Source organism: Teichococcus coralli, from assembly GCF_009829925.1.
Classification (GTDB): domain Bacteria; phylum Pseudomonadota; class Alphaproteobacteria; order Acetobacterales; family Acetobacteraceae; genus Pseudoroseomonas; species Pseudoroseomonas coralli.
Map to the genome: position 1 here is coordinate 23967 of NZ_SNVJ01000006.1, position 12157 is coordinate 36123.

Below are 12157 nucleotides of genomic sequence, written 5' to 3' on the forward strand. Positions count from 1 at the left end.
CGCTCCTCCGTTGATCTTCCGGCCCGGCTCAGTGGACCGACATGCGTGCCATGGCGACGAAGTAGAACAGCGCCACCAGGGCGAGCAGCGCGATCAGCACCGCCCAGTTCCGGCCGCGGCGACGGCGGACGAAGGCGCGCTTCTCCTCCTCCGTCATGCCGTCCGGCGTGCCCCTGCCGCTCATGCGCCGAACAGCAGGCGGTCGGCCGCCAGCGCCGCGAACAGCATGAACAGATAGACGATCGAGAACTTGAAGGCGGCACGCGCCGGCGCCTCCTGCGTCAGGCTGCGGCCCTGCTCATCCTGCGCGTCGCGCTTCACGCGCCACATGGCGTCGAGAAAGAACCCGCCAAGCACCAGCGCCGCCGCGCCATAGGCCAGCCCCGCCATGCCGATGACCGTGGGCAGCAGCCCGAGCGGCGCCAGCAGCAGCGAGTAGAGCCAGATCTGCCGGCGCGTTTCCTTCGCGCCCGCGACCACCGGCAGCATCGGCACCCCGGCGCGCGCATAGTCGCCGCTGGCGAACAGCGAGAGCGCCCAGAAATGCGGCGGCGTCCAGAAGAAGATGATGGCGAACATCACCACCGCCTCGACCGAGACATGGCCCGTGACGGCGGCCCAGCCGATCATCGGCGGGAAGGCGCCGGCGGCGCCGCCGATGACGATGTTCTGCGGCGTCCGCCGCTTCAGCCACATGGTGTAGATGAAGACGTAGAAGCCGATCGAGCCGGCCAGCACGAGCGCGGCTACCAGGTTGGTGGCCAGCCCCATCACGACCACGGAGGCCAGCGCCAGGAAGACCCCGAAGGCGAGCGCGGCGCGCGGCTGGATGCGCCCGGCGGGAATCGGCCGGTTCGCCGTGCGGCGCATGACCGCATCGATGTCGCGGTCGTACCACATGTTGATGGCGCCCGAGGCGCCGGCCGCCACCGCGATGCAGAGGATGGCGGTGAGCGCCAGCACCGGGTGCATGCGTCCCGGCGCGACAATGAGCCCGACGGCCCCGGTGAAGACCACCAGCGACATGACGCGGGGCTTGAGCAGCGCGATCCAGTCGCGCACCTCGCTCAGGTCAAGCTCGCCGGAAGTGGAGAGGGGGGCTCCCGCCCCCCCCGTGTTGATCGCGCTATCGCTCATCAGCCCAATTCAGCCTCAGCGGATGCGGGGCAGCTCGTCGAAGGTGTGGAAGGGCGGCGGAGAGGAAACCTGCCATTCCAACGTCGTGGCGCCCTCGCCCCAGGGGTTCGCCGCAGCCTGCTCCTTGCTGGTGAAGGTGCGGTAGCAGACATAAAGGAACACGACGAAGGACGCCACCGAGATATAGGCGCCGATGCTGGCCACCATGTTCCAGCCGGCGAAGGCGTCCGGATAGTCCGGGTAGCGGCGCGGCATGCCCTGGGCCCCCAGGAAGTGCATGGGGAAGAAGGTCAGGTTCACGCCGACGAAGGTCATCCAGAAATGGACCTGGCCCCAGAACTCCGGGTACTGCTTCCCGCTCATCTTGCCGATCCAGTAGTAGAACCCGGCGTAGATGGAGAACACGGCGCCCAGCGACAGCACGTAGTGGAAGTGCGCCACCACGTAGTAGGTGTTGTGCAGGATGACGTCCACGCTGGCATTGGCCAGCTTCACGCCGGTCACGCCACCCACGGTGAACAGGAAGATGAAGCCGATGGCGAACAGCATCGGCGTCTTGAAGCTGATGGAGCCGCCCCACATGGTGGCGATCCAGGAGAAGATCTTGATGCCCGTCGGCACGGCGATGACCATGGTCGCGGCCATGAAGTAGGCCCGCGTGTCCACCGAGATGCCGGAGGTGAACATGTGGTGCGCCCAGACCACGAAGCCGACCACGCCGATCGCCACCATGGCATAGGCCATGCCGAGATAGCCGAAGATCGGCTTGCGGCTGAAGGTGGAGAGCACGTGGGAGATGATGCCGAAGCCGGGCAGGATCATGATGTAGACTTCGGGGTGGCCGAAGAACCAGAACAGGTGCTGGAACAGCACCGGGTCGCCGCCGCCGGCCGGGTCGAAGAAGGCGGTGCCGAAGTTGCGGTCGGTGATCAGCATGGTGATGGCGCCGCCGAGCACGGGCACCGAGAGCAGCAGCAGGAAGGCGGTGACCAGCATGCCCCACACGAAGAGCGGCATCTTGTGCAGCGTCATGCCGGGGGCGCGCATGTTGAAGATGGTCGTGATGAAGTTGGCCGCGCCCAGGATCGAGCTGGCGCCCGCCAGGTGCAGGCTGAACAGCGCCATGTCGGGGCCGATGCCGCTCTGGTAGGTGGCGTTGGACAGCGGCGGGTAGAGCGTCCAGCCCGTGCCCGCGCCGCCCACGAAGAGGCTGCCCACCGCCAGCATCAGCGCGGGCACCAGCAGCCAGAAGGAGATGTTGTTGAGGCGCGGGAAGGCCATGTCCGGCGCGCCGATCATGATCGGCACGAAGTAGTTGCCGAAGCCGCCGATCAGCGCCGGCATGATCACGTAGAACACCATGACCACGCCATGCGCCGTCACCGCCACGTTCCAGGCCTGGCCATCGGCGAAGATCTGCATGCCCGGGCTTTGCAGCTCGATGCGCATCAGCAGGCTGAGGCCAACGCCCACGAAAGCCGCGACCACCGCGAAGATCAGGTAGAGGACCCCGATATCCTTGTGGTTGGTACTGAAGAACCAGCGCGCCACGAAGCCGGGCGTGTGGTCGTGATGGCCGTGGCCATGCTCGTCATGCGTATGTGACGCGGTCGCCATGTTTATCCGTCCCGCTCGATCTCGAACCGTCCCGTAAGCGCCGCCTTAGCGGCGCAGATCCGCCAGCTGCGTGGTGTCGGCCTCGGCCTTGCCGGCCGTTGCCACCGCCGGCGCGCCGCCAACCTGCGCGAAGCGCTGCTTCGCCGCCGCCGTCCAGGCCTCGAACTCCGCCTTGGGCACGGCGCGCACCACGATCGGCATGAACCAGTGGTTGGTGCCGCAGATCTGATTGCACTGGCCATAGAAGGTGCCGACCCGGTCGGCGCGCATCCAGGTTTCCATCGTCCGGCCCGGGATCGTGTATTTCTGCACGCCGAGGCTCGGCACGAAGAAGCTGTGGATCACGTCCTGTCCGGTGGTGATGACGCGGATGTTGGTGTCAACCGGGATCACCAGCGGCTCGTCCACGGTCAGGTTGCGCAACTGGCCGGGCTTCAGATCGGCTTCCTGGATCGGGTAGCTGTCAAAGGCGAAGTTGCCCTGGTCGGGGTAGGCATAGTGCCAGTACCACTGCCGGCCGGTCACGTTCACCGTCACCTCGGCGTCCACCGCCCGGTCCTCCCAGTAGATCAGGCGGAAGGAGGGGATGGCGATGACCACCAGGATCAGCACCGGCAGCACGGTCCAGGCCACTTCCAGCAGCGTGTGGTGGCTGGTGCGCGAGGGCACGGGGTTCTTCTCGGCGCGATAGCGCCAGATCACCCAGGCCAGCAGCGCACCCACGAAGGCGGTGATGACGATGATGATCCAGAGCACCAGCTGGTTGAAGTCATGGATCGCCTCCTTGACCACCCCGCCGGCGGGTTGCAGGCCCAAGGCCCAGGCATGCGGGGCGCCCACCATGGGTTGCCCCGCCGCACCGGCCTCCTGCGCCAGGGCGGAGGCCCCGTGCAGAGACATTCCAGCCACGCCAAAGGTGGCGAACAAGCCCGCGAAGCGCGAAACGATCGACCGCCGCATTCCCTATCCCGTCCGCTCGTAATCCGTGCGCCCCGATGGTCCGGACGCCGGCGCGCAACGCGCCATTTCTGGCCTCAGCCGCACCGCACGGCAAAGGCCGGCCTCTCCCCTAAGCGTAGAGTGAGGCGTTCTGCGGGACCATAGTCGCGCCTCCCCGCCCCGCACAAGTGAGGGCACGCCGCCCAACCGCAAGCATCCTGGATTCAGGCGGATTTACACGCCGGAAAAGCCGCCCATTCCGCAGAATCGGCTCGCGCGTCAGCCTGCGGCGGAACCGTCCGGCTCCGCCTCGTCCTCGCTGACATGGTCCACCATGTCGCCCAGCATGGAGCGCACATGCGCATCGGTGACGGCATAGAAAACCTGCCGCCCGCGTCGCTCCGCCTGCAGGAGCCGCGCCGCGCGCAGCAACCGCAGGTGGTGCGAGGCCAGGCTGCCGGAAATGCCGATCCGATCGGCCATCGCGCCAACGGGAGCAGGCGCGTCGAGACAGGCGAGGATGATCCGCAGCCGGGTCGGGTCGCTCATCAGCCGGAACATCTCCGCCAGTTCGACGACCTGGTCCTCGGCGATGGATGCCCTCGTGGCCGGCGGGCGCATCAGGCCGCCGCGGCGGCCCGTTCGCCCAGCGTCACCGACGGCGCGGCGTTGCGCAAATGCACCAGCGTGAACAGGCCACCCGGGCGGCAGGGCTCCATCGCCTCCACCTGCACCGCCTCGCGGTCGAACAGGTCGCTGAACGCGAAATCCGGGTGCCAGCCGAGCAGGCGGGAGAGCGGTGCCATGGTGCGCTCCACCCACCAGCGCGGCCCCGCCTCGGCGGCGAAGTGGTTGACGAACAGGAGGTGCCCGCCCGGTCGCACCACGCGCTGCATCTCGGTGAAGAGCCTTTTCGCGTCCGGCACCACGCTGGCGGTGAACATCGCCACCGCGATGTCGAAGGCGCCGTCCTGGAACGCCATCGACTCGGCGTCCATCTCCAGCAGCCCCTCGACATGCGTCAGCTGCTCGTTCTGAACCCGCTCCTGCGCCTTCAGCAGCATGTCGCGCGAAAGATCGATGCCGATGACGCGCTTCTCCGGACGGTAGCGTGGCAGGGCCAGACCGGTCCCCACCCCCACTTCCAGCACCCGCGTCCCGGGCAGGCGGTTCACCGCCGCCACAGCCCTGCGTCGGCCAAAGGAGGAGACGCCGCCGAAAACGGCATCGTACACCCCCGCCCAGCGACGATAGGCTTCCCTGACCGAATTGGCATCCAGTGCGGCGCGCGGATGGTCCCGCAGCGCCTGATCGACCGCCTGCTCGCGCGGTGTTTCGAGTGTCGTGGCCATTCCCTGTCCTCGCCAGCCTCCCGCTACCCGCTTGCCGCCCCTGGCGCAAGCACCCGCGTGATGGCCAAACTTCCGCGCGGTCGCGGGAGGAGCAGTCACATTGTTGCCATGCACCCGCCGGCGCGGGGTTACGCCGCGCGCCGCGCCGCCTGCCGCGAGGGCCAGGCGACCAGAAGGCCACCCACCGCGATGATGGCCGCCCCAAGCAGGGTGAAGCGGTCCGGCTGGTCGCCGAACACCAGCATGGAGGCCAGGACGGCCCAGATCAGCTGCGTGTAGCTCATCGGCGCGAGCAGGCTGGCCGGGGCGCGGGCGAAGGCGAGCACCAGCAGGCCGTGCCCCACCGCTCCCAGCGCCCCCAGCGCCAGCAGCCCGCCCCAGCCCCAGCCGGCCGGCGTCTGCCACACGAAGGGTTGCGCGAGCGCGGTCACCGCCGAGGCGGCGAGGCCGGTGTGCAGAATGGTGGTGCGCGGATCGTCCACCGCCGCCAGCTTGCGGGTCAGGATCTGGTAGACCCCGTAGAGGAAGGCCGTCCCGAGCGGCAGCACGATGGCCCAGTGCGGCACCGGGCCGCCGGTCAGGAAGGGAGGCCGCAGCGCCACCCCGACGCCGACCAGCCCCACCGCCACCCCCAGCCAGCGGCGCGGGCTCACCTTCTCCTGCAGCCAGACCGCCGCCATCGCCACGGTGAACAGCGGCGAGGCGAAGTTCACCGCCGTGGCGTCGGCCAGCGGCACATGCGCGAGGGCGTGCGAGAACAGGTAGTTGGCCGAGGCCAGGCAGAGGCTGCGCAGCGCTTGCAGCCCCGGGGCGCGCGAACGCCAGGGCAGCGAGCCGGTGAACACCCGCAGCAGCAGCGCGACCAGCAGCACATGGCCGAGGAAGCGCGCAAAGATGAGCTGGCCGATGGCATACTCGGCGGCCATCAGCTTGGTGGTGGTGTCCATCGCCACGAAGAAGGCGACCGCGGCGAGCTGCAGGGCGACACCGATGAGAATGGCGGGCATGTCGCCCGCATCATGCCAGCCGCAGCGGAACCGTGGCAGGCGTGCGGCGGTAACATTTTCCGCGTGTCGAACGAGCGAGGGTAGGCCCCCTTCCCGCCTCCCGCGTTCAGGCGGCGTCGGCGTGCAGGCGCGCCGGCCGCTTCGGCGCTTCACGCTCGGCCACCAGCGCGTCGAGCCGCGCCTGCAGCGCATCCATCTTCTCCAGCACCGTCAGGATATGGGTCTCGGAACGGAGGTTGGTGTCGTAGTCGAGCTCCGCCGCCGCCCGGTCGCGTGCCGCCTGCCGGTTCTGCGACATCAGGATGAGGGGCGCCTGGAAGGCCGCCAGCATGGACAGCACCAGGTTCAGGAACACGAAGGGATAGGGGTCGAAGGCGTGCTCGGCCAGCACCAGCGCATTGAACAGCGCCCAGATTCCGAGGAACACGCCGAAGCCCAGGATGAAGCGCCAGGAACCGCCAAAGGTGGTGACGCGCTCGGCCAGACGCTCCCCGAAGGTCAGGCGCTCCTCAAGCTCGTCGTTCAGGTCGTGCACCTGGGCGCGGCGGGCGATGCGCTCGATCATCCGCCGCTCGCGCGGCGTGAGCGGCGCCTTGCCACGGCGCAGCAGCGCCTGGGCGAGCTGGCGGACTTCGGCCTGGGTCTCGATGATGTCGTTCACGGCGTCCCCCTTCAGGTGAGGGATTGCGGGGCTGGCGGTTCCTTGTTTCCGAGCGTGCGACGCGCGGGCCGGCGCGGCCTGTGCCGCGCGGCGTCCGCGCGTCAGCGCGATCGGGAACGTCCGCTTGCCCGGGGACGCGAGAGACGATGAGGGAGAAAGGGAAGATGGGCCATGGCGGTGCCGCCCCTGCCAACTGTTCCTGGATCCAAGCGCTGCGCGAAACGGCGCTGCGGCTGGGATGCCGGACGCCGTCAGGTGGTTCGACTACTGCCAGGTTCCATCGTGTTCCTCATAAGCCGGTGCCTCGCCGACTCGACAGGTGGGTGAGGCGGCGCGGCAACGGCAGGGCCTCTGGTGTCCTGCCCGCGAAGCTCGTGGGTCCACCCACGAAGGCAACGGACCAGCAGGCCATTGAAAACAAGGGCTAGCACCCTGATCGCGAAGTGCAAAAAATTTCGCGATCAGGGTGCTAGCACGTTCCATGCCGCGCCGCAAAACCGGATTGCCGGTTCCCTGTGCGGCTTCAGGGTTCCCGGCGTCCCTTCAGGGCCGCAGGAGGAACTCGCCGCTGGCCGTGGCGCTCACGGGCACCGCCTCCGGCGCGGAAACGGGAGGCGGAGCCGCTTCCTGGCGCGCCGCCATCATCGCGACCCGCATGCGGGGCATCGGCTGGCTGGCCACCTCCACCTGCAGCTTGCTCAGCCGCGCAACGCGCAGCCCGAGTTGCGCCGCCACCGCCTCCGCCCGTTGCCGCAACGCCTCGATGGCCATCCGACCGGCCTCCTTGCGGGCCTCCACCTCCAGCGGGCGGGAAAGCATCCAGTCCAGCCCGCCCATCGCGAGGCCCTGCGCCTGGAGCTTGCCGGCGAGGTCAAGCAGCGGCGCCGGCTCGGTGCCGCGCAGTATCAGCGCCTGGGTGGCGGTCCAGTCGCGCTTCTCTTCGTTGCGGCCGGTCCAGTAGCCGCCGGTGCTGGCCTGCACGCCCTGAACTGCCCGCGCCTGCTCCAGGGCCCCGGCCATCGCGCCGTTCACCTGCGCCTGCACCGCGGCCGCGCTGGCGCCTCGCGCCTCCACCCGCAACGTGGCGCGCACCTCGTCGGGCGCACGCAGCACCTCCGCCGCTTCCGAGAGCGTCAGCACCGTTCCCGCCTCGATTCCGGCTTCAGGAGCCGGAGCCTGTTGCGCCCAGGCGCCGCCCGCGGCCAGCAGGCCGCAGAACGCCACTGCCGGGAGAACCAGCCTTGGGAGAAAAGGTCGGGTCATACGGAACTCCTCACTCTCGTCTGCGCCTCATATCGGAGCTCTGGGCGGGCGCGTGAAGCGGAGCTATTTCCTTTCGGCCCGCCGCGCGCCTGCCCAGTAGCGCCTGCCCATTAGCGCCGGCGCGCGCCGCAAGGAGCCATCGCCACGTCCGATCGCCTTCCCGACCTCAACCTCCTGCGCCTCTTCGTGGCCCTGGTGGAGGAGCGCCATGTCACCCGCGCGGGCGAGCGCCTCTTCCTGTCGCAGCCCGCCGCCTCCGGCGGGCTGAAGCGCCTGCGCGAGCAGTTCCAGGACCCGTTGCTGGTGCGCGAGGGGCATGAGCTGCGCGTGACCGGCCGCGCCCAGCAGCTCTACGACTCGATCGCACCAAGGCTGGAGGACCTGGCCGCGGCCCTTCACGCCGCCAGCCCCTTCGACCCCGCGCGGGATTCCCGCACCTTCCGCCTCGGCTGCACCGATGCCGTGGCTTACGCGATCCTGCCGCCGCTGCTCGCACGGCTGCGCGAGATGGCGCCGTGGTGCCAGCTCACGGTCCGCGTCGGCGACGTCCGTACCCTGCCGGGCCTGCTGCTGCACGGCGAGATCGGCACCGCGCTGGGCTATCTCGGCGAGGAGTTGCCGGCGAATGCGCGAATCCGCGTCCTGCGCCACGCCCAGTGGGTGCTGGTGCGCGATCCGGCCACCCCGCCAGTCAGCTCGATCGAGGACTTCTGCGCCCGCCAGCATGCCATGGTGACGCCGCGCGGCGACCTCGAGGGCTTCGTGGACGCCCTGCTGCGCCAGCAGGGCCGCTCGCGCCGGGTGGTGCTGGGGGTCAGCTCCTTCGGCCTGCTCTCGGTGGCGCTTCCGGGCAGCGACCTGGTGGCCACGGTGCCGGATTTCGTGGCGGAGCGGCTGAAGCTGCGCGTCAGCCTGTCCAGTGAGGCGCCGCCGGTCGCGCCGCCGCCGCTGCCCAACGCCCTGGCCTGGAGCGACGCGGAAGACCGTGACCCCGCCGAACGCTGGTTCCGCCATCAGGTGACGGACGCCTTCACCGGCGTCTTTGGCCGGAGCTGAGGCGGCCGGAGCTGAGGCGGCCGGAGCTGAGGCGCCCCTCAACAGCCGCGTCCGGGCTGCCTAAGCTGGCCGCCTTCGCCATGCTGGGACTCCCATGCCGCTCTGGATCGCCGTCACCCTCTCCGCCGCCCTGTTCCAGACCTGGCGTACCGCCAAGCAGCAGAAGCTGCGCGGCCAGCTTTCGGTGAACGGGGCGGGGGTGGTGCGCTACCTCTACGGCGTGCCTTTCGGCCTGCTGCTGCTGCTGGCCTATGGCGGCCTGAGCGGCCAGGCGCCGCCCGCCCCGTCCCTTCCGTTCATGGCACTGGTGGCGGCCGGTGGCCTGGCGCAGATCCTGGCCACCAACCTGCTGATCCTTTCCTTTGGCGCGCGCGGCTTCGCGGTCGGCACCGCCTATGCGAAGACGGAGGCCGTGCAGGGTGCCATCCTCGCGCTGCTGCTGCTGGGCGAGCGGATTTCCGCCCTTGCCTGGCTCGGCATCGCCATCGGCGTGGGCGGCGTGCTCCACCTTTCCCTGGCCGGGCGGGAAACCGGCCCGCGCGGCCTCCTGCGCGCCGCGGCGCAACCGGCGGCCCTCTATGGGCTCAGCGCCGGCACCGGCTTCGCGCTGACCGCCGTGCTGATCAAGGCCGCGAACCAGGAACTTCCGCACCCCGATCCCATCCTGCGCGCCCTGACGACGCTGGTGGCCGCCAACATCCTGCAAACGATCATGCAGGGCGGCTGGCTGGCCTGGCGGGAGCCGGAGCAGTTCCGCGCCGTGTTCCGCACCTGGCGGGACAGCCTGCCGGTGGGGGCGCTTTCCGCCCTTGGCTCGGCCTGCTGGTTCACCGGCTTCGCCCTGGCGCCCGTCGCGCTGGTGCGCGCCCTCGGCCAGACCGAGATCCTGTTCACCCTGCTGTTCAGCCGCTTCTACCTGCGCGAGACGATGACCCGCGCCGAAGTGGCGGGCGCCCTGGTCGTGGTTTTCGGCGTGGTGCTGGTGCTGGCCGGACGCTGACAGGCCGGCCCGCTTCCATCGGGATGTCATCCCGGCGTCATCGCCCTGTCATCGGCCGGGCCTATACGCCCCGGCGACGGCAAGGGGCTAGGGATGCTTCAGCTTGAGAACCTTTCACGCCGCTTCGGCGCCACCGCGGCGGTTTCGGGCGTCAGCCTGAGCATTCCCGCGGGGCAGATGGTGGGCGTCATCGGCCGCTCGGGCGCCGGCAAGTCCACCTTGCTGCGCATGGTGAACCGCCTGACCGAACCGTCCGAGGGGCGCATCCTCCACGAGGGCCAGGAGGTCACCCGCCTGCGCGGCCAGGCGCTGCGCGACTGGCGCACCCGCTGCGGCATGATCTTCCAGCAGTTCAACCTCGTCCCGCGCCTCGACGTGCTGACCAACGTGCTGGTCGGGCGGCTGAACCATCATCCCGGCCTGCTCGGCACGCTGGGCACCCTGTTCAAGCGCTTCCCCGCCGAGGAGCGGGCCATGGCGCTGATGGCGCTGGACCGCTTCGACCTCGCCGGCCAGGCGCCGCAACGCGCCGACACCCTCTCCGGCGGGCAGCAGCAGCGGGTGGCGATCGCGCGGGCGATGATGCAACAGCCGCGCATCCTGCTCGCCGACGAGCCGATCGCCAGCCTCGACCCCCGCAACGCGCGCACGGTGATGGACGCCCTGCGCGACGTGAACCGGCGCGACGGCATCACCGTGCTCTGCAACCTGCACCACCTCGAAACCGCCCGGGAGTACTGCGGCCGCATCGTCGCGCTGCAGGCGGGACGGGTGATGTTCGACGGCGCCCCCGGCGAGCTCACCGCCGCGCGGCTGCGCGACATCTACGGCGTGTCCGAGGCGGAGTTCGACGAGCAGAGCACCGCGCCGGCCGCCGCCCGGAGCGCCGGCCGGCAGGCCAGCCCTGGCCGGGTGGCCCCCCTGCCCGCCTGATCCCCCATCGCCCCAGCCGCCGCATGGCTGAAGGCCAAGGAGTAAAGTCATGATCACGCGCCGTACCCTGGCCGGCCTGATGGCCGGTGCCGCCCTGCTGCCCGCCGCGCCGCGCGCCGAGGGCACCGATACCGCCCCCATGCCGAAGCCCGGCAAGCGCGACTGGGCCGGCGAGGTGCCGCAGATCCGCATCGGCCTGCTTGGCGGAGAGAACGAGTCGGACCGCCTCGGCCGCTTCGAGGAGTACCGCAAGCTGATCGAGGACACCTTCAAGGTGCCCGCCCGCCTCTTCCCCGCCGCCGACTACGCAGGCGTGATGCAGGCCTTCTCGGCCGGGCAGATCGAGGCGTCCTCGATGGGCGCCTCCGGCTATGCCGGCACCTGGCTGGACACCAACGGCGCCGTGGAGCCGCTGGTGGTCCCCGTCGAGCAGGATGGCTCGATCTCCTACATCTCCGTCATGGTGACGCGAAAGGACTCTGGCATCACCAGCGTGGAGCAGATGAAGGGGCATTCCCTGGCCTGGGCCGACCCGAACTCCACCTCCGGCTACCTGATCCCCCGCTCCGAGCTGCGCGGCCAGGGCATCAACATCAACGAATACTTCTCCCGCACCGGCTTCGCCGGCGGCCATGAGCAGGGCGTCGTCGCGGTGCTGCAGAAGCAGTACGACGCTTGCTGCACCTGGGCTTCCGGCATCGGCGAGCAGGAGGAAGGCTTCACCCGCGGCAACCTGCGGGCCATGGTCGAGAAGGGCATGCTGAAGATGTCCGACCTCAACATCATCTGGAAGTCGCGGCCCATCCCGAATGGCCCCCTGGTGGTGCGCAAGGCGCTGCCCGCCAGCTTCAAGAAGGATTTCAGCGACTTCCATCTGGCCCTGCCGACGGAATACCCGAAGGTCTATGCCGATGTGGAGCGCGGCGGCGGCAAGGGCTACGCCCGCATCACCCACGAGCAGTTCGAGCCGATCGTGCAGCTCCGCCGCGAGGAAGCGGCCGAGCGACGCCGCCGGAGCTGAGGAACAAGCCGGGCTGGTGCGGCGCCTCCTCGTGGCTGCACCGGCCTCGCCCGGTCCCTCCTGCGGCCCGGCCATGTCGAGGGCCACCCCTCCCGACCGTTCCGCGGCGCTGCCCGTCCGGCCGAGCCGCATCCTTGCGCAATTCCAGAAGGCGGCACCGCGCCGGTTTGA

At 69.8% G+C, this 12157-nt stretch carries 13 protein-coding genes; 4 read left to right on the plus strand and 9 right to left on the minus strand.

The window, feature by feature from the left end:
* Positions 1 to 28: 28 nt before the first annotated feature.
* From E0493_RS23070 to E0493_RS08780, 9 genes are all read right to left on the minus strand, one after another.
* Entirely contained in the window at positions 29 to 184 is a 156-nt protein-coding gene (locus tag E0493_RS23070) for a hypothetical protein (RefSeq protein WP_202397035.1), read from the minus strand.
* Positions 181 to 1137 (minus strand): heme o synthase, encoded by a 957-nt coding sequence (locus E0493_RS08745; RefSeq protein WP_160936560.1) that lies wholly within the window; start codon positions 1135 to 1137, stop codon positions 181 to 183. The genes E0493_RS23070 and E0493_RS08745 overlap by 4 nt, the downstream gene beginning before the upstream one ends.
* 15 nt (positions 1138 to 1152) lie before the next feature.
* Positions 1153 to 2754 carry a cytochrome c oxidase subunit I gene (ctaD, locus tag E0493_RS08750; protein WP_160936561.1) on the minus strand — a complete coding sequence of 534 codons (1602 nt, stop codon included), beginning with the start codon at positions 2752 to 2754 and terminating at the stop codon, positions 1153 to 1155.
* Positions 2755 to 2799: 45 nt separating this feature from the next.
* On the minus strand, positions 2800 to 3654 hold the full coding sequence (gene coxB, locus E0493_RS08755; RefSeq protein WP_235913665.1) for a cytochrome c oxidase subunit II: 855 nt from the start codon (positions 3652 to 3654) through the stop codon (positions 2800 to 2802).
* A 318-nt stretch (positions 3655 to 3972) separates the two neighbouring features.
* Positions 3973 to 4314, minus strand: a complete 342-nt coding sequence (locus tag E0493_RS08760) for an ArsR/SmtB family transcription factor (RefSeq protein ID WP_160936563.1) — start codon at positions 4312 to 4314, stop codon at positions 3973 to 3975.
* The gene (locus E0493_RS08765; RefSeq protein WP_160936564.1) at positions 4314 to 5045 is read right to left on the minus strand and encodes a class I SAM-dependent methyltransferase; all 732 of its coding nucleotides are present in this window, start codon (positions 5043 to 5045) and stop codon (positions 4314 to 4316) included. The genes E0493_RS08760 and E0493_RS08765 overlap by 1 nt, the downstream gene beginning before the upstream one ends.
* Positions 5046 to 5173: 128 nt before the next feature.
* Positions 5174 to 6052: a DMT family transporter gene (locus tag E0493_RS08770; protein WP_160936565.1), complete on the minus strand. Its 879-nt coding sequence runs from the start codon at positions 6050 to 6052 to the stop codon at positions 5174 to 5176.
* Between the two features lie 106 nt (positions 6053 to 6158).
* The gene (locus E0493_RS08775; protein WP_202397006.1) at positions 6159 to 6713 is read right to left on the minus strand and encodes a DUF1003 domain-containing protein; all 555 of its coding nucleotides are present in this window, start codon (positions 6711 to 6713) and stop codon (positions 6159 to 6161) included.
* Between the two features lie 543 nt (positions 6714 to 7256).
* Positions 7257 to 7976: an SIMPL domain-containing protein gene (locus E0493_RS08780; protein ID WP_160936566.1), complete on the minus strand. Its 720-nt coding sequence runs from the start codon at positions 7974 to 7976 to the stop codon at positions 7257 to 7259.
* Positions 7977 to 8150: 174 nt separating this feature from the next.
* Here E0493_RS08780 and E0493_RS08785 point away from each other — a divergent pair, with 174 nt between their 5' ends.
* The 4 genes from E0493_RS08785 (at position 8151) to phnD (ending at position 11986) form a co-directional block, all read left to right on the plus strand.
* On the plus strand, positions 8151 to 9032 hold the full coding sequence (locus E0493_RS08785) for a LysR family transcriptional regulator (RefSeq protein WP_202397019.1): 882 nt from the start codon (positions 8151 to 8153) through the stop codon (positions 9030 to 9032).
* 94 nt (positions 9033 to 9126) lie between these two features.
* Complete coding sequence (locus E0493_RS08790) at positions 9127 to 10032, plus strand: EamA family transporter (RefSeq protein WP_160936567.1); 906 nt, start codon at positions 9127 to 9129, stop codon at positions 10030 to 10032.
* 93 nt (positions 10033 to 10125) lie between these two features.
* Positions 10126 to 10965: a phosphonate ABC transporter ATP-binding protein gene (gene phnC, locus E0493_RS08795; protein ID WP_160936568.1), complete on the plus strand. Its 840-nt coding sequence runs from the start codon at positions 10126 to 10128 to the stop codon at positions 10963 to 10965.
* 49 nt (positions 10966 to 11014) lie between these two features.
* The gene (gene phnD / locus E0493_RS08800) at positions 11015 to 11986 is read left to right on the plus strand and encodes a phosphate/phosphite/phosphonate ABC transporter substrate-binding protein (protein WP_160936569.1); all 972 of its coding nucleotides are present in this window, start codon (positions 11015 to 11017) and stop codon (positions 11984 to 11986) included.
* Positions 11987 to 12157: the final 171 nt, after the last annotated feature.